The sequence below is a fragment of the Corynebacterium sp. CCUG 51687 genome, from assembly GCF_024453995.1.
Taxonomy (GTDB): domain Bacteria; phylum Actinomycetota; class Actinomycetes; order Mycobacteriales; family Mycobacteriaceae; genus Corynebacterium; species Corynebacterium pseudogenitalium.
Genome location: NZ_JAGPYT010000001.1, coordinates 25,072 through 42,791 on the forward strand (window position 1 = coordinate 25,072; position 17,720 = coordinate 42,791).

General features: G+C 59.9%; 16 protein-coding genes. 13 read left to right on the plus strand and 3 right to left on the minus strand.

All coding sequences use genetic code 11. From position 1 onward, the window contains the following. The first annotated feature begins 27 nt into the window (after window positions 1-27). On the plus strand, window positions 28-390 hold the full coding sequence (locus KBX13_RS00125; RefSeq protein WP_240492798.1) for an Rv2175c family DNA-binding protein: 363 nt from the start codon (window positions 28-30) through the stop codon (window positions 388-390). Here the strand turns inward: KBX13_RS00125 and KBX13_RS00130 are convergent. Genes KBX13_RS00130 through KBX13_RS00140 form a run of 3 tightly spaced genes read right to left on the minus strand, consistent with a single transcriptional unit; the run spans window position 359 to window position 3,575 of the window. Continuing rightward, a complete protein-coding gene (locus KBX13_RS00130) occupies window positions 359-1,831 on the minus strand; it encodes an alpha-(1->6)-mannopyranosyltransferase A (protein ID WP_256020202.1) in 1,473 nt (490 codons plus the stop codon). The two genes, KBX13_RS00125 and KBX13_RS00130, sit on opposite strands and share 32 nt — an antisense overlap. 2 nt (window positions 1,832-1,833) lie before the next feature. Then, window positions 1,834-2,946, minus strand: coding sequence for a polyprenyl synthetase family protein (locus KBX13_RS00135; RefSeq protein ID WP_370687306.1), 1,113 nt, complete (start codon window positions 2,944-2,946; stop codon window positions 1,834-1,836). A 56-nt stretch (window positions 2,947-3,002) separates the two neighbouring features. Then, complete coding sequence (locus KBX13_RS00140) at window positions 3,003-3,575, minus strand: GNAT family N-acetyltransferase (RefSeq protein ID WP_256020206.1); 573 nt, start codon at window positions 3,573-3,575, stop codon at window positions 3,003-3,005. 129 nt (window positions 3,576-3,704) lie between these two features. Here KBX13_RS00140 and KBX13_RS00145 point away from each other — a divergent pair, with 129 nt between their 5' ends. The 12 genes from KBX13_RS00145 to KBX13_RS00200 all read left to right on the plus strand — a co-directional run bounded on the left by KBX13_RS00145 (window position 3,705) and on the right by KBX13_RS00200 (window position 17,715). Next, the gene (locus KBX13_RS00145; protein WP_256020207.1) at window positions 3,705-4,139 is read left to right on the plus strand and encodes an SAV_6107 family HEPN domain-containing protein; all 435 of its coding nucleotides are present in this window, start codon (window positions 3,705-3,707) and stop codon (window positions 4,137-4,139) included. A 96-nt stretch (window positions 4,140-4,235) separates the two neighbouring features. Beyond that, a complete protein-coding gene (locus KBX13_RS00150; protein ID WP_070478970.1) occupies window positions 4,236-4,631 on the plus strand; it encodes a DUF3040 domain-containing protein in 396 nt (131 codons plus the stop codon). A gap of 400 nt (window positions 4,632-5,031) precedes the next feature. Then, complete coding sequence (gene mraZ / locus KBX13_RS00155) at window positions 5,032-5,466, plus strand: division/cell wall cluster transcriptional repressor MraZ (RefSeq protein WP_070362207.1); 435 nt, start codon at window positions 5,032-5,034, stop codon at window positions 5,464-5,466. Between the two features lie 202 nt (window positions 5,467-5,668). Continuing rightward, on the plus strand, window positions 5,669-6,667 hold the full coding sequence (rsmH, locus tag KBX13_RS00160; protein WP_256020437.1) for a 16S rRNA (cytosine(1402)-N(4))-methyltransferase RsmH: 999 nt from the start codon (window positions 5,669-5,671) through the stop codon (window positions 6,665-6,667). A 14-nt stretch (window positions 6,668-6,681) separates the two neighbouring features. Next, a complete protein-coding gene (locus KBX13_RS00165; RefSeq protein ID WP_256020209.1) occupies window positions 6,682-7,389 on the plus strand; it encodes a hypothetical protein in 708 nt (235 codons plus the stop codon). Between the two features lie 114 nt (window positions 7,390-7,503). Further along, complete coding sequence (locus KBX13_RS00170) at window positions 7,504-9,441, plus strand: peptidoglycan D,D-transpeptidase FtsI family protein (RefSeq protein WP_370687307.1); 1,938 nt, start codon at window positions 7,504-7,506, stop codon at window positions 9,439-9,441. A gap of 21 nt (window positions 9,442-9,462) precedes the next feature. Beyond that, window positions 9,463-10,980: a UDP-N-acetylmuramoyl-L-alanyl-D-glutamate--2,6-diaminopimelate ligase gene (locus KBX13_RS00175; RefSeq protein ID WP_070363470.1), complete on the plus strand. Its 1,518-nt coding sequence runs from the start codon at window positions 9,463-9,465 to the stop codon at window positions 10,978-10,980. Between the two features lie 9 nt (window positions 10,981-10,989). Continuing rightward, entirely contained in the window at window positions 10,990-12,528 is a 1,539-nt protein-coding gene (gene murF / locus KBX13_RS00180) for a UDP-N-acetylmuramoyl-tripeptide--D-alanyl-D-alanine ligase (protein WP_256020214.1), read from the plus strand. 9 nt (window positions 12,529-12,537) lie between these two features. Further along, window positions 12,538-13,647: a phospho-N-acetylmuramoyl-pentapeptide-transferase gene (mraY, locus tag KBX13_RS00185; RefSeq protein WP_256020215.1), complete on the plus strand. Its 1,110-nt coding sequence runs from the start codon at window positions 12,538-12,540 to the stop codon at window positions 13,645-13,647. After that, entirely contained in the window at window positions 13,644-15,059 is a 1,416-nt protein-coding gene (murD, locus tag KBX13_RS00190; protein ID WP_256020217.1) for a UDP-N-acetylmuramoyl-L-alanine--D-glutamate ligase, read from the plus strand. Before mraY ends, murD begins: the two co-directional genes overlap by 4 nt. Window positions 15,060-15,102: 43 nt before the next feature. After that, window positions 15,103-16,602 carry an FtsW/RodA/SpoVE family cell cycle protein gene (locus KBX13_RS00195; RefSeq protein WP_256020218.1) on the plus strand — a complete coding sequence of 500 codons (1,500 nt, stop codon included), beginning with the start codon at window positions 15,103-15,105 and terminating at the stop codon, window positions 16,600-16,602. A 33-nt stretch (window positions 16,603-16,635) separates the two neighbouring features. Then, the gene (locus KBX13_RS00200; RefSeq protein ID WP_256020220.1) at window positions 16,636-17,715 is read left to right on the plus strand and encodes a glycosyltransferase; all 1,080 of its coding nucleotides are present in this window, start codon (window positions 16,636-16,638) and stop codon (window positions 17,713-17,715) included. The last annotated feature ends 5 nt before the right edge of the window (window positions 17,716-17,720 follow it).

The window sequence follows — 17,720 nt, forward strand, 5'->3', positions numbered from 1 at the left end:
GTGCTCTCGACGCGTAAACTGTCGGTCGTGAGTGCTCAACAGACTATTGATTCTTTGCTCGAACACGATGAACTGCTGACCTTCCCCGAAGTTGCGGAAACACTCGGCGTTCCAGTCACAAAAATCCACGACTATGTTCACGCCGACAAGCTCCTCGTTTACCGCAAGGACGGCGTGAATTACATTCCTGCGCTCCTGCTGGCGGACGGCGAAATGTCAAAGTTCATCAGCGGTGCAATCACCGTGCTTGCGGACGGCGGCTTTTCCCCCGAAGAGTCGCTCCAGTACCTATTCACCCCCGATGAATCACTGAGCGGCCGTCCAATCGACGCGCTGCACGGCCATGGTGCCCGCGAAGTTATTCGCCGAGCACAGGCGATGGCGTTTTAGCCTGCTTGAACGGCCACACCGCAAGCACTGCTGCAAAGGCCACGAACGGTGCCGCGACGAGGAACCAGGCATCGTAAAAGCGGTGGTTACCGCCGCCTGTAAACGCCAGCACGATGATCACGCTCGCACCCACGGCGACCTGTTGCACCCACCGCGGTGCCCGGAAAGTTCCCACGAGTGCCAAAATCGACGCGTAGTACCAGGGGAGCGTGACCGCATTCGTGATGAACGCGGCGACGTACGCGGCGGTCGTGCCCTGGACAGCGCGCACGTCGTTCGCTGCACCCGGTTTCGGGCGGAACCACCACCACACCACGGCTAACGCCACCAACATCAGGATGGAAGCGGCCGCGCGCACGACAACGAGCAGGCTGTTGTAGTAGAAGTGGTCGTCGAAAAGCTGGAAACCGGGAGTGAGTATCTCGGTGACCAGCGTGGGCCCTGCCAACGGGTTGATCACCTTCGAGTTGCCGGAGATCTCAGCCAGCCATCCCCACGACGCGCCAGACGCCGTGGTGACAACATAAAGCACCCCGCCTGTCAGCGCGATAGACCAAGCCGTGGCAAGGATGAACACGCCGCACTTCTTAAGCACAGATGCTGATGCACCCGCGAAATGGGCAACCATCAGCCACACGATGAAAGGCATCGCCACGGCAGCCGTGGCCTTGAGCGAGACCGCAACAGCCACCACAGCGATGGCGCCACTAAAAGTGGCGAAGGTTGCTGGGCGGCGTAGTGCCCACACGATGCCGACGCTGACGAGCCCCACCATCACGGCCTCGTTGTGCATGCCGCCAACCATATGCAGCAACATCAAGGGATTCGTCGCTCCAATCCAGAGCGCAAATGCACTGTCGCCGCCGAGCTGCTGCGCAATTTTCGGGACCGTGATGATAATCAGCGCGAAACCCGCCAGCGCTAGGAGCCGATATGCAACAATGCCAGCGCCGACACTATCGCCAGTTACCAGTGTGATCAGCTTGCCTAATCCCAGGTGCAGCGGACCGTACGGGGTGGTGGTGTTGCGCCAGTCGTGCGAGACTTCCCACAGCAGCGGGCCGGGGTTGACGGCCGCACCTTCTGAGTATGGGTCGAAGCCGTCGCGAAGCATGGCGCCTTGCATCAGATAGGAGTACACGTCGCGCGAGAGCATCGGTGCGCTCAGCGCGAGTGGTGCGGTCCACAGCCAGGTGGTGCGCCGTACCGTATCGAAGGTGGGACGCGTACGCCACAGCCACAGCCAGGCAAGCAACAACAAAACGATGCCGACGCTCATCGTGATGTCCATGAGCGCACGCCCGTGCCCGTACGTCAAATTGTCGACGCCCAACATACGCATCACGCCGCCACGGTTGCGGGTGGCGCCGGCCCCAAAGGAGCCAAGGGCCACCAAGAAACTTGCCAGCAGCCCTAGTCGTGTCGGCGAAAGGGACTTCATTGCTACATACGCCTAGCCGTGGCTTTGATAGCTAAGTCACGCATGAACTGCGCAACTGCATCATCAATCCCTGCGTCCGAAAGGTGCTGCAGGCCTGATTCAGTGAGGCGACCGATGCGCGCCTCTACTGCCTCGACGGCGCCACTTTCTTGAATAAGCTCTGCGAGTTCGGAAAGCTCCTCTGGCGATGCTGCGACACCAATCCCGTCGCGAAGGCGTTGCGCTGCGGCAGGATCGGACGCGTCCAAGTTTGCCAGCGCAGTGGCGAACAAGACGGTACGCTTGCCCTCACGGATATCGTCGCCAGCCGGCTTGCCGGTCACCTCAGGTTCACCGAAGACCCCAAGGATGTCATCGCGGAGCTGGTACGCAATGCCAATATCACGTCCGTAACCACGGAACGCGGCGATCGTTGCATCCGGTGCGCCGGCAATCGCGGCGCCAAGGTGGAGCGGCCGTTCAATCGTGTACGCAGCGGTCTTGTACCGATTCACCTTGTCTGCGAGCTCAACAGATTCGCTGCCCTTAGCCTCTAACATGATGTCCAGCAGCTGGCCGCCGATCACCTCAGTGCGCATCCCCAGCCACGGCTTCGCCGCGCGGTCGAGGGCATCATTCGTGAGCCCCGAGTATCGCCACATGTCTTCTGCCCACACCAGCGCAAGATCGCCAATCAAAATGGCCGAGTGCTCGCCGAACGAAGCGGCGTCACCACGGTAGCCTTCGTTGCGGTGCGTAGCCTCAACCGCGCGGTGCACTGTTGGGTTGCCGCGCCGGGTGTCGGAGGCGTCGATAATGTCGTCGTGGATGAGCGCACATGCCTGAATGAACTCGAGCGAGCTCACTGCGCGCAGCACTGCGTCGGGGTTCTCCTGGCTGTGGTCAAGCCCTCCTGCGCCGATGAAGCCAGCCCAGCCGTAGAGTGGCCGTATCCGCTTGCCTCCACCGAGGACAAACTTGCGCAGGTAAGACACTGCGTCTTCCACCGGGGCACCAATTTCCGCGACTACCGATTCCTGGCCGTCGAAGAACACGCGAAGTTGCTCCTCAACAAGCGCGGGGATGGCCTCGAGCGTTGGCCTTTGTGAGGATACTTCAGACACGTTGTGCTCCATTCCAGAATCTGTCGTAGACGTATGCACCTAGAGACTACCGAGTTACCACGACAAACCTACAACATTGGTGAGGCGCTGAGTGGCAGCGATCGCCCAAGAATCGCAAATGGCCGCGGATCAGCGGGGTAGAGGTAGTTACGTGCGACGTCGGAGAACCCAAATTTGCGGTAGAGCTTGAACGCGCCGTTGTCCTCGTGCTCGACCTCAGGGGTAGACAGTAGAGCAAATTTTGCCGGCGCAAGGCGCAGGAGCTCCCGGAGCAACTTCGCGCCGATACCTCTCCCTTGATAGCTAGGGAGCACATGGATTTCAGCGACCTCAAAGTAGCTTTGGAGTAACTCCTTTTCGCTTTTCGACGGCCCCCCTTGCATGGCAAGCGCCCGCCTGAGCTGCTGATCCCACCATCGTTCACGCTGTCCCAACATTCCGTATGCAATGCCGATGATCGTGTCGTCAGCAACTGCCGCGATTGCAGTGAAGCCTGGGGAGAGAGCCTCTTGGCGCCAGGAGGAGATGCGTTGTGCCCGAACATTGACCGGGTAGTCCATGGCCTCTATATAGAGGTCGACGAGTGTGGGCGTTGCAAGAAGGTACTCGGCCGATGTGAGTCGTCGGATTTCGGTCTTCATGCCTTTATCGAACCATGAGTCCGGGAAGTTTCGCCATATTCGAACAAATGAGCGAAGTTCTGGGGGATTTGTCGGACCCATTTTCTATATTCATCTCAAATGCGAAAGGGAAATGAAGGAGAAATCAACATGAACAGCGTTATCTCTGCGACAACGAACGAAGTTTACGGTGCTCGCGTCCGTCAATCGAAGCGTGACCAGTTTCTTGAAACCGCCGATGGCTGCCTCACGTATGCCTATGAGCGATTTGAGGAGGGGGCGTACGACGAGGCTATGGAATATGCCTACCGTGCAGCGCTGCGGACTGCGGGTGCGGTGTGTTCCGATAGTCCGGTAATTCAGAAGCGAAAGCGGCTGCCAAGGAGCGCGTGGAAGAAGCTTGCACTCACGGGGAAGGGTGGTGAGCGGTGGGCGCATGTGTTTGAGTCGTTCTCGCGGGAACGCGGCCGCGTTGCCTCAGGGATTGAGCATATGCCGCCAGCTGACAGGGTTGCGCAGTTACTTGAGCAGGCGGAACAGTTCTACCTCGAGGCACTTCCTGCCGGAAATGGTGTTGCGGCTTAGCCCGGGCAATCTTGCCCTCGTCTCCCGGGGAACAAAGGCGCTAGGATGGCCGTTGTATGGATAGCAACGTCCGCTTTGGAGCTTGGGAGTAGAGCAGTGTCACTTTCTGAACAGGAGCAGCAAGCACTCCGCGCAATTGAGCAGTCACTCATGGCAGATGACCCTTCATTTGTGCAAAGCGTCGGCCGAAACGCCGACTATGCGGCTCCATCGTCCACAGGGCGGATTACAATGCGCAGCGTTGCGTTAATGGTGCTTGGAGTGGTGTTGTTGCTCGGCGGTGTTGCGCTTGCCTCGCTTTCCATTTGGACAGTAATCATTAGCGTTATCGGGTTCGGCGTCATGATGGCTGGTGGAATCATGGCGTTGCGCACCCCAGCGCATGGCCCATCTGTATCGCAGTTGCGGAATGTTTCCCGGAACCAGCAGAAGTCTCCTCGAGTGAGCTCGATGGAGCAGAACTTTAAACGCCGGTTCGAGGATCGGCCTTAATACTAAAAAGGACCACGCCCCCTTTACTGGGGGCGTTTTTTATTGCGTGGGCGAAGCGCCCCACTTTCACCCACATTCTCCACTTTTGCCCACACGTGTATGCGGAGATGGACTTTTGTGGGTATTTCTTTGCGTATCTAGTCGACTGGTGGGGTGATTGTGGCTATTGTGAAGCACGAAGGGGGGAGGGGGCCCCACCGTTTTCTTACTCGTTGACCTGCGGTTATGTTGGAGTCGGTAATCTTTTTTGTGTGTGGTGTGGCATTTGTGGGGCACAGTGGGTTAAAGTGGGGCGTAGCGGAAGGCGCGGTGGTGTGCTGACTACACACCTTTGTCGCACGAAGCAGAGAAAACTACATACATCACGTGTCTGACGGCGTAGAGGAAGGTGGGTCGCCCGATGTTTCTGGGAACCTACACTCCCAAGCTTGATGACAAAGGACGCTTGACGCTGCCTGCGAAGTTCCGAGAGGACCTCGCGGACGGGCTGATGGTGACCAAGGGGCAAGATCACTCTTTGGCGGTATACCCCCGTGCGGAGTTCGCAGCGCGAGCCAAAAAGGCTGCTGCAGCATCCCGCACGAACCCGAAGGCTCGTGCGTTCATTCGTAATCTGGCTGCCAGTGCGGATGAGCAAACGCTTGACGGTTCTGGTCGTATCACGTTGTCGGCGTCGCACCGGGAATACGCAAACCTTTCAAAGGAGTGCGTGGTTATCGGTTCTGTAGATTTTCTCGAGATCTGGGATGCACAATCCTGGGCTCAATATCAAGAAGAGACTGAAGCTGCCTTCTCGGCGGCGGATGACGACGACATACTCTCCGGTCTGCTGTAAGGCTGACTACCTGACAGTGGACATTGACTACTGACGGAGAGCGTGTACGGACTCTATCCCGGGCGTGAAGCGTTCTGGTGTACTTCCCCGACATCAGAGCAGCCGCCCGGGGTAGGGCTCTATACGCTCCCCAAACATGGGTGTAGGTAATTTTCAGAACAACGCAGTGAAGGGAGTGTGCCCGACAATGGTAGAAGCCGCGATGGACTTTGATCCGGTGGCAAACCGTGGCCACGTTCCCGTGATGCGTAACAGGATGGCGGAATTGCTCGCACCAGCAGTTGAGCAATTCGGCGATCGCGCAGTGATTGTCGACGGCACCCTCGGCGCAGGCGGCCACACTGAGTACTTTCTTTCTACATTTCCAAACGCGTACGTTATCGGAATCGACCGCGACCCAAACGCGTTAGCTGCGGCAACGCAGCGACTGGCTCCATTCGGCGACCGTTTTGTTCCGGTGCAAGCCCGTTTTGACGCAATTGGCGAAGTTGCGGCTTCTGACGAGCGGGTGCCTTTCGGCATCGTCCGCGAAAATGGAGTTGCCGGGGCGCTGTTTGACCTTGGCGTTTCTTCGATGCAGCTCGATCAGGAAGAACGCGGTTTCGCGTACAAGATTGATGCCCCGCTAGATATGCGGATGGATACGACGCAATCGCTCACTGCCGCTGACGTGCTGAATACCTACTCGCACGGTGACTTGGCACGCATATTGAAGACGTACGGAGACGAGCGTTTTGCGGGAAAGATTGCTCGGGCGATTGTTCAGCAGCGTGAACAGGAGCCATTCACAACGAGTGCGCGTCTGGTGGAGCTGCTGTACGACACGATTCCGGCAGCCACACGTAGGTCGGGCGGGCACCCGGCAAAGCGAACGTTTCAGGCGCTGCGGGTCGAAGTGAACCGCGAGCTCGAAGCGGTCGAGCAAGTCCTCCCCGTCATTACTGACCTCCTCGGAGTTGGTGGCCGTGCGGTCTTCATGAGCTATCAATCGTTGGAAGACAAAATCGTCAAGGCGGCGTTTCGGGAACTCACGGAGTCGAAAACCCCACCGGGGCTCCCGATGGACTTACCCGGTACGCAGCCGCTGTTTCGATCCATCACAAATGGGTCGGAGAAGGCGTCGAAAACTGAAATTGAACATAACCCTAGAGCGGCGTCCGTACGGGTACGTGGTGTCGAGAAACTAGCACAAGGCAACTAAGGAACTGATCAATCATGGCAGCACGAGAGCACAGCGGATCGAACATGACGCTGACGCGCGGTGATCAGGCGCGCCCGCAGACGCGGCGCTCCGGCCAGCAGCGTAGCGCGAACACTCGGCTGCTCAACCCGGGAATTCGGCCACACGTCCCACACCCGCGTACTCACGGGCGGTTGGGGTCGAAGCAGATTGTGTCCTACCGTGGCAGGAGGATTGCGCAGCCGGCTGTCGCTAAGAAACAGTTGTCGCTGACGTTCACAGTGACGGTGGTACTGCTGGTATTCGGGGTTGTTGCTGCGATGGGGCTCAGCGCTTTGTCGACGACGCAAACGTTTACCATTCAGCGCCTTCAGGCGCAGGAGCGAGAGCTGACCAACCGTGTCGAATCGCTGACCCGCGACCTTGAGGACCGCAAATCATCCGCAGAGATTGCGCAACGTGCAGGTGACGCAGGCCTGTTGGTTCCATCGGCTCCAGGGATCGTTGCGGTGCATGAAGATGGCAGTGTGCATGAGCAGCGTCCGTTCGACCCGAACGCAACTGTCGGTGTGGTGGACGTGAATGAGTCTCACGCACGATCTGAGCGCGCGTCCAGTGACCAGCAAGCAACTCGCGAAATCGGTGATTCTTTGACGCAGCTTCCTGGCAATAACGTGCTTGGCAGCACTTCTCGTTTGGACAACGTGGCGCCGTATGCGCCGAATGTCCCACCTACGCTCTAAGCTCTAAGGGCACGAATCGTTTCTTACCCGTTGAATGCAATTGAGTGAGGTGAATATAGGGCAGTGGTCGAATCGCACCCGGACCGGAGAAAACGAACTGCTCGGCCACGTGCCCTGCAAGCACCTCAAGCGCCTAAGACACGGCGAAGTGTGTTGCACCAGAGGTCCCAATGGGCAGTAATTCTGTTTCTTGTAGTCAGCGTATTTTTGGTCGGCAGGCTGTTTCTTGTGCAGGTGGTGTGGGGCCCACAGCTGCGCGAGCAGGCGCAATCGCAGCGCGCCAGGATTTACACTGACCCCGCGCGGCGCGGTGAGATCGTGGACCGCGAAGGTAACCACCTGGCGTACACGATGCAGGCGCGGTCGTTGACTGTGTCGCCGGTGACGCTTCGTAAGGAATTGCGTGAGCAGGTCATGCTCAATGAAAACATTCCGAATCTCGACGATGACGCGACGCGAGCCATGGTTGACGCGAGAGTCGAGGATATTCTGCGCACGATGGCCAACGAGATTCCCGTCATGATTGGCGAGGCAATGGGCGAAGAGGACGTCGATAGGCGACGAGACAATGACGATATGCGCAGTGTGGGCAAGGTTGACGCACGCGACATCCTCGAGAAGCTGCACGGGGATTCGAACTACGAAGTACTTGTCCGGAACGTGGACCCTGATGTGGCGTCGAACATTGCTGCTGAGTTCCACGGCGTGGCCTCGGACCACCAGGACATCCGGCAGTACCCGAACGGGGCGATTGCTGAAAACATCCTCGGCAAGGTGTCGATGGACGGGCAGGGACAGTTTGGGCTTGAAGCATCGAGTGATGCGGTGCTCACCGGGATCAACGGGCGCAAGACAGAGGACGTGTCGAACGACGGGCAGTCCATCCCCGGTACGCTGCGCGACGTTGTACCCGCGGTGGATGGCGCGAAGATCACCTTGACGATCGACCTGGACCTGCAGTCGTTTGTGCAGCAGACTCTGGAGAACGCGAAACGGAACTCGTTGGCAAAGGACGCCGAGGCAGTAGTGCTCGATGCCCGCAGTGGTGAAGTGCTAGCAATGGCGAATACCTCCACTATTGACCCGAACGGGGACATCGAGCGGCAGCTGCGCGAAGGGAAGGACTTCAGCAATAACGCGATCTCGCACCCGTTTGAGCCGGGTTCCGTGGCGAAGATTATCGCGGCGACTGCGGCAATTGAGGAGAAGGTGACTACTCCGGAAGAAGTACACCAAGTGCCGGGCTCTATCGACATGGCTGGTATTACTGTGCGCGATGCGTGGGAGCATGGTGTAATGCCGTACACCACAGCGGGCATCTTCGGGAAGTCCTCGAATGTGGGCACCTTGCAGATTGCGCAGAAGCTGGGCGAGGAGCGCTATTGGGATTACCTGCAGCGCTTCGGAATCGGAAACACAACCGGCATTGAGCTGCCCAACGAGTCCGCCGGTCTGTTGCCAGTGCTAGAGCAGTGGTCCGGAGGAACGTTTGCGAACCTACCAATTGGGCAGGGAATGAGCTGGACAGCGCTTCAGATGGCCAGCGTCTATCAAACGCTTGCCAACGGTGGCGAGCGGATTACGCCTCGCATAATCCGCAGCATTGAAAGTGCAGAGGGCACACCGCTGGAACAGCCCGAGCCTGAGCGGCATCGTGTGGTGTCGGAGGCGACGGCACGCACAGTCGTGGACATGTTCCGTTCCACGTTCCAAAACGACCCGGCAGGGATCAACAACGGTACCGCCCAGAACAGCCAACTTCCTGGCTATCAGCTTTCGGGCAAGACTGGTACCGCGCAAAAGGTGAATCCTGAGACTGGCGCCTACTCGCAAAACCAGTTCTGGATTACGTTTGCTGGCATCGCGCCTGCGAACGATCCGCGATTTGTCGTGGCCGTCATGCTTGATGAGCCGCAGCGAGGTACACGAGAAGGCGGAGCCGGTGGACAGTCGGCAGGTCCGGTGTTTACTGAAATCGCCAGCTGGCTGATCAATAGGGAGAACTTGCCGCCTAGCCCAGAAGCGGACCAGTACGTTTTGCAAGCCCAGTAGGGAAGTTTCACAATGAATGACATGACGCAGACAACACCGAACGCGCCTACCCTGGAGGCGCTCGCAGCGCTGTCTGGTGGGACGCTCCACAACGCCCCAGATCAGCCGCTGCACATTGAAGAGATTGCACTCGATTCGTCGAAGATTGCCCCAGGCGGACTGTTCGCAGCTTTGCCCGGCACCCGCGTGCATGGTGCAACGTTTGCAAAGCAGTGCCCAGCGGGCGCCATCTTTACTGACAATGCAGGCGCGAAGATCCTCGAGGGCCAAGGGGAAACGCGGCCGGTGCTGGTCGTCGAAGACGTTCGCGAAGTTCTCGGCGATGTGTCAGCCGAGGTGTATGGTCACCCATCCGAGCACATGACGCTGCTCGGGGTTACCGGCACGTCTGGCAAGACTACCGTGACGTACATGCTGGAGAAGGGGCTTGAGGCAGCAGGAGCGAAGGTAGGTCTGATTGGCACCACCGGCACGAAGATTCTCGGCGAGTACGTTCCAACGTCCCTGACTACCCCGGAAGCCCCGACGCTGCAGGCTCTGTTCCGCCGCATGCTGCAGGCTGGAGTGACGCACGTAGTGATGGAGGTTTCTTCCCACGCGCTCATGCTTGGCAGGGTGAGTGGCACGTCTTTCGATGTCGCTGGGTTTACAAACCTGAGCCAGGATCACCTGGACTTCCATAAAACAATGGAGGAGTACTTTGAGGCGAAGGCGCTCTTCTTTGACCCGACGTCGCGCAGTGCCGCGAAACGCGCGGTAGTTTGCGTCGATGACGAGTGGGGCGAGCGCATGGCTGACCGGGCACAGCACCCGGTTCGCGTTGGCACCCACGGCCAAGTTGGGGTCGACGTGAGCGCGAAGCAGCTGTCCGCAGACAAGACTGGCGCGCAAGAGATTTCCTTATCGACGCCCACTTCGACCCACACGTTGACGCTGCAAATGCCGGGCGCGTTCAACGTGGCTAACGCTGCCTTGGCAACCGCTATGGCGTACACCGCCGACGTTGATGTAGATGCATTCATGAAGGGCCTATCAAAAGCGCAGGTCCCTGGACGTATGGAACGCATCGACTGCGGGCAACCGTTTGTTGCAGTCGTGGACTACGCGCATAAGCCTGCGGCCATCGCAGCCGTGCTGGATACGCTCCGAAAGCAAGTGGCTGGACGCGTCGGCATTGCTGTTGGCGCCGGCGGGGACAGGGATGCGTCGAAACGCGTCATTATGGGCCGCGAATCTGCGCAGCGTGCTGACTTCGTAGTGGTGACTGATGATAACCCGCGTACAGAGGACCCAGCATCGATCCGCGCGGAGGTGCTGCGTGGTGCATTGGAACTCGCGGATGCTCCCCACCACCCGGAGGTGCGTGAAATCGGCGACCGCGCTGCGGCGATTGACGCTCTGGTGCAGTGGGCACAGCCGGGAGATGCGGTCATTGTCGTTGGCAAGGGGCATGAAGTCGGCCAGATTGTTGGCACTACGACGCACCACTTCGATGATCGGGAAGAGATGCGTCGCGCCCTAGAAACTTTCGCGAGGTAACAGTAGATAATGATTGCATGTTCGTTGGGTGAGATCGCCGAGGTCGTCGGGGGAACGCTGTCGAAGGAGGCGGACCCCGAGGCGAAAGTATCGGGTGGCGTCGAGTTTGATTCGCGGAAGGTGTCTGAGGGCGACCTTTTCCTTGCGCTGAAAGGCGCGAGGGTTGATGGGCACGACTTCGTCGGCACGGCATTGGAGCAGGGCGCGGTAGCCGCCATAACCACGCGCGACGTGGGTGCTCCTGCGGTGATCGTTCCGTGCGCCGAGGTTCGGCCAGATGACAACTCTGACTTGGCTGCGAGCGACCCAACGGGCAGTGCACTCGGTGTTGTCGCGGGCCTTTCGAAGCTCGCAGCGCACGTGGCTCGCCGCCTAGTTCGCGAACACGGACTCACGATTGTCGGCGTGACAGGATCGGCGGGGAAGACCTCGACGAAAGACCTGATCGCTGCGGTGCTTCGCCACAAAGGTGAGACCGTGGCTCCTCCGGGTTCCTTTAATAACGAGATTGGTCACCCGTACACGGTGCTGCGCTGCACACAGGAGACGGCGTTTTTGGTGGCGGAGATGTCCGCGAGGGGCATTGGGCACATCGCGCATCTTGCAAAGATTGCCCCGCCATCAATCGGCGTGGTGCTCAACGTTGGCTCCGCACACCTTGGGGAGTTTGGCTCGCGCGAGGCGATTGCTCAGGCGAAGGGCGAGTTAGTCGAATCACTCCCTGATGCGGATCACGGTGGAATCGCCATCTTGAACGCCGATGACCCATTTGTTGCAGGTATGCGCCCCCGCACAACTGCGAAGGTGTGGATGTTTTCGGCTGAGGGATCGCCCGAAGCAGACTTTTTTGCTACGGACATCTCATTGGACGAGGTTGCCCGCGCATCGTTTGTGATGCACACGCCAGACGGGCAACAGCACCGAGTTCGCCTGGGCGTGCACGGCGTCCACCAGGTTGGCAACGCGCTTGCTGCGGCGGCAGTCGGTTTCGGTGCGGGCATGCAGCCTGAAGCGATCGCGGCAGCGCTGAGCCAGGCACGGACCGTATCCGTGAACCGCATGGATGTGCGCACCCGCGAGGATGGCGTGACTGTCATTAACGACGCGTACAACGCAAACCCTGAATCGATGCGTGCCGGTATCGCAGCGCTTGCGTCGACGGCTGCCGCACACCCGGGGGCGCGCTCGATAGCGGTGCTCGGTGAGATGGGCGAGCTCGGCGAGGAGTCCGCGTCAGCCCACGCTGAGCTCGCCGGAGAACTGGTAAAGCACAACATCACGGACCTTGTAGCAGTGGGGCAAAGTGACGCGATGGAATCGCTGGCGCAAGCGGCACAGCAGCAGGGCATCGCCACGCAGTCTGTTGCCGATAGTGCCGAGGCAAGCAACGCTGTCGAAGCTACGATTGCCACTGCCACACCCCCGCCAGCAGTGGTGCTGGTCAAAGCGTCGAACGCCCAAAAGTTGTGGGTGGTGGCTGAACAACTCATACGCACCCGTACGCTTGACAGTCAAAGTAAGTCAACCAATGAGAATGAAGCAAGGTAGCAGTCTCACATGATTCAAGTAATTGTCGCAGGAGTTATTAGCTTCCTCGTTTCCATCTTTGTCACACCTTTGTTGATTCGGTATTTCCACCGCCGCGAGATCGGCCAGGAAATTCGGGAGGACGGGCCGCAGTCGCACGCGCGGAAGCGCGGCACCCCAACGATGGGTGGCATCGCTATTTTGCTCGCGATCACGCTGGGCTACTTGGCTAGCTCGATTGTCGCGCTGGCCACTAACCACGCGGCGTTTACCGCGAGCGGCGTCATCGTGCTGGGCTTGACATTGGCGCTTGGCCTGGTCGGGCTTGCCGACGACGGTATTAAACTCTTCATGAAGCGCAATCTCGGTTTGAATAAGACTGCGAAGCTTGTGTCCCAGTTTGCAATTGCCATTGTTTTCGGCCTGCTGATCACGCGATTCCCTGACGAGAACGGCTTGACGCCAGGCTCGACCCTGCTCAGTTTTGTGCGCGATATCGAAACGATTGACATCGCGGTCGGCGGCGGAATCCTTGGCGCAATCCTGTTCCTGATCTTTATTTACATTCTGCTGGCTGCTTGGTCGAACGCGGTAAACCTCACCGACGGGCTCGACGGGTTGGCCGCTGGTACGACTGCTCTGGTGATGGCCGCGTACACCATGATCACGTTCTGGAAGTTCCGGAATTCTTGCGAGGCAGCGCTGGCAGCGGGTTGCTACAACGTCCGCGACCCGCTTGACTTGGCGGTGCTTGCGGCTGCAGGCTTCGGTGCCTGCGTTGGATTCCTGTGGTGGAACGCGTCCCCGGCCAAGATTTTCATGGGTGATACGGGTTCGCTGGCGCTCGGTGGTCTCGTTGCGGGCCTGTCAGTGGCATCCAAGACCGAGCTTCTGATGATCATCATCGGCGCACTCTTCGTACTCGAGGCAGCCTCGGTGGTCATCCAGGTGGCATCGTTTAAGTCCACCGGCAAGCGCGTGTTCCGGATGGCGCCGTTCCACCACCACTTTGAGCAAGGAGGCTGGGCGGAGACAACCGTGGTTGTGCGTTTCTGGCTCATCGCTGCGATGGCGGTCGCGCTCGGCACCGCAATTTTCTACGGTGAATGGCTCACACAGAACGGAGTGACGCTGTCATGATCGATACGAGTGTGATACCCGCAGAGATTTCCCGCGGCGTGCTGCTGGCCGGTGCGGGCGTTTCGGGCCGAGGGGTGCTCGGCATGCTCCAGCAAGTCGGCGTTCCATGCATCGTCGCGGACGACAGCGAGGAAAACCGCGAGTTCGCTGAGCGCACGTGGGGAGTGCGGGCCGTCGATACGCAGCTGGCACACGAGTACTTCGGTGAGGTCGGGGTAGTAGTGACGTCTCCAGGGTGGAGGCCCGACACGCCGCTGCTTGTCGACGCCGCCTCGGCCCAACTCGATGTCATCGGTGATGTCGAGCTGTGCTACCGGTTGGATCGCGCGGGCGTGTTCGGGCCACCGCGCGAGTGGCTCGTTGTGACAGGCACGAACGGTAAAACCACCACCACTGGCATGCTCGCAGCTATGATGCAGGAGGCATCTGCCCGCACTGGTAAGCGTGCGTTGGCGTGCGGCAACATCGGTACCGCCGTGGCTGACGCGGTGGTGGATCCCCAGCGTGTCGATGTGCTCGTGGCCGAGCTGTCCAGTTTCCAGTTGCATTGGTCGAGCCAGCTCGTTCCCAACGCGGCAGTTCTACTCAACCTTGCGGACGACCACATTGACTGGCACGGCTCATTCGAGGCGTACGCGGCTGCGAAGGCGAAGGTGCTCAAAGCTCCCAACGCCGTGGTCGGCATCGATGACGAGCACGTGCAAGCGATCGTGGCACAGAATGACCGCAAGCAATTCTTCGGTTTTACGCTCGGCCAGCCCGAAGAGCGCCAGGTCGGTGTTATCGACGGCAAGCTCGTTGCGCGCCGCGACGGCTCGGTCCTTGAACTGGCAGATACGAATGGCATTGAACCCGCGGGTGCTGCAGGCGTGCTGGACGCATGCGCCGCCGCTGCCGTGGCGTTGCTGTGTGGTGCGACATCCTCTGAGATTCGTGAAGCACTCGCAGGCTTCCACGTTGCGGGGCATCGCGGAGCCGTGGTCCACGAGGCGAACGGCGTTCGGTGGATCGACAACTCGAAGGCGACGAACCCGCACGCGGCTGATTCGGCGTTGACCGGGGCGGGCACCGTCGTGTGGGTTGCAGGTGGTCAGCTGAAGGGCGCTGCGATTGATGAGGTCGTCGAAAAACATGTGGGGCACATGCGTGCCGTAGCGCTGCTTGGGGTCGACCGCATGGAAATTTACGACGCCGTCAAGCGGCTGGCACCTGACCTGCCTATCTTTGCGACTGACTCGACTGACCCCGAGGTGGCAATGGACGCCGTGGTTCGCTTTGCTGGAGAGCATGCGCAGCCTGGCGATAGCGTTGTGCTGGCACCGGCTGCCGCGAGCCTGGACATGTATCCGGGTATGTCTGCGCGCGGCGACGCGTTTCGTGCGGCCGCCAGGCGACACTTTTCACTACAGTAACTTGAGACACAGCAGTGTTCGAAGCGAAGGGTAATGAGGTGCCATGAAGCGAAATCGTCGACAGCAACCGCCGGCGCGTGCGCCAAAGACTGGCACCCGCGACGTGCCTCAAAGCGCACTGGGCCGGGCACATACGTCGTTCATTGCGGCGCTTGAGCAGCGGCCCCTCATTGACTACACCGTGATTCGGACCGTGGTGCTGGTGCTGGCTGCGTTGGGCATCGTGATGGTGATGAGCTCGTCGATGGCGTCATCGTTCGCTGCTTCGAGTAGCGTGTGGTCGACTGCGCTTCGGCAATCCCTGATGGTGCTGGCGGGCCTTGTCTTGTTTTGGGTTTCGCTGTTGGTCCCGCCCGAGCGCATCCGGAAGCTGGCCACGCCACTATTCCTCTTCGCGGTGTTCCTGCTGGTACTGGTGCTGCTAATCGGTACCGGACGTGAGGAAGTCGGTTCGCAATCGTGGCTGATGTTCGGCTCGTTGACGATGCAGCCTTCTGAGTTCGCCCGTGTGGCTATTGCAATTTGGGGTGCTGCGGTGCTGTCGAAGAAGCAGCCGCCAGCATCGGCGCCTGCGTGGCAGTCGCCGACCGCACAGTTCTTGCTTGGCGCGGGCGTGTGCATCCTCCTGATTGCGAAGCAGGGTGACGCCGGCATGACCATGTCGTTTGCCGCCATCGTGATCTTTGTGCTGTGGTTCGCAGGCTTCCCGCTCAAGGCCATCGGCATCCTCTGCGGGCTCATCGGTGCTGCAGCGGTCATGTTGTTCCTGCTTGGCGGCTTCCGCTCGCAACGCTTCCACGTCTACTTCGAGGCGCTGTTCGGAAACTTCAGCGATACTCGCGGTGCTGCGTTCCAGACGCACCAAGGATTCCTTTCTCTTGCCGACGGCTCCCTCTTCGGCGTCGGCCTCGGACAGTCCCGCGCGAAGTGGTTCTACCTCCCAGAGGCTCGAAACGACTTCATCTTCGCCGTCATCGGCGAAGAGCTCGGTATGTGGGGCGGCATTATGGTGATCGCCCTGTTTGCTGCCCTTGGCTACTTCGGTTTGCGCACTGCGCAACGCGCACAGACATCGTTCCAGGGACTCGCCGCTGCCTCGTTAACAGCAGGCGTAGTTTCGCAGGCGTTCATTAACATCGGGTACGTCGTCGGCCTTGTGCCGGTGACGGGTATTCAGCTGCCGATGTTGTCCGCCGGTGGTACCTCGGCAGTGATTACCTTGTGGTCGATGGGCATACTGGCCTCCATTGCCCGCCACGAGCCCGACGCAGTCTCGGCCATGCAGAACTACGGGCGCCCACGCTTCGACAGAATGCTGTTCGTCCCGGAGCCGAAGGCGACGGCACAGCTGCGCGCGACTCGCGCGGAGCGAACTCGTACACATGAGCAGTCACGCCGAGAGCAACGGTACGGAGTGCCTGTTGCTCACCGAGTTGCCCCAGACGACCGTGCTCAGCGGCACTCGCCCCGGCCCACGAGGAATGTCGAGGTAACGCAACGGAGACCACGACCGAACCAATCAGAGCGACGCCGGTACCGTTAGGTGGCCGTCGAAAAGGAAAGGACGGGATCCATCATGGACAAGATCCAACACACAGTGGTGCTCGCAGGGGGAGGCACCGCGGGCCATATTGAACCGGCACTCGCGGTAGGCGAGGTGCTTCGTGAACAGTACGGCGCAAATGTGATTGCGCTCGGAACTGAGCGTGGACTGGAAACCACTATCGTCCCCGCGCGCGGCTTTGACCTTCAACTCATTGACCCTGTGCCGATCCCGCGCAAGAAGCCATGGAAGCTTCTTGGCGTGCCGTTCAAACTTGCGCGTTCCGTGCACCAAACACGGAAGGTGATGAAGGAGTCGAAGGCTGAGGCAGTCTTTGGTACGGGTGGCTATGTGTCGGCGTCTGCGTACCTTGCCGCCGCATCGTTGCGCCTACCATTTTTCGTCTTGGAAACGAACGCGTTGGCGGGCATGGCCAATAAGCTTGGCGTCAAGCTAGGTGGTGTCGGGATTAACGCCGTGGCGAACTCGGGGATGCCGGGTGATGTCGTGGGGATCCCGGTGCGTCCGGGAGTGGGCGTCGATACGGATGGAGCGAAAGCGCTGCGTGGGTACAAGATGTGGGACCTTGATCCGGACAAGCCGGTGGTTCTGATTACCGGTGGGTCCCAGGGCGCGGTGAGCATCAACCGGGCTGTTGCCGGGGCCATCGAGGACATCGCGGCGCGCGGGTACCAGGTGTTGCACGCCTACGGCAGAAAGAACGACGCCCCGAAGCCACACGAAGGCTACACGGCGGTGCCGTACATCGACGACATGGAAGCTGCGTATGCCGTGGCGGACATGGTTGTGTGTCGCTCCGGCGCCATGACCGTGGCGGAAAACTCAGCCGCTGGCCTGCCAGCCGTTTACATCCCACTGCCGCACGGCAACGGCGAGCAGGGGCTCAATTCGGCGCACCTGGTAGCTACCGGGGCGGCAGTACGTATCGACGATGCCGAGCTCACCCCAGACGCGCTTGCCCGCAGCGTCAACGAGATTTTGGGCCGGCCAGAGCAAATGCAGTGCATGCGAGAAGCGCTCGAGCACTCTGGCGCGGGTAGTGTGGCAGAAGATCTCGCTGCACGGATCATTGCGACTATCACAAAGGAGTAACACCG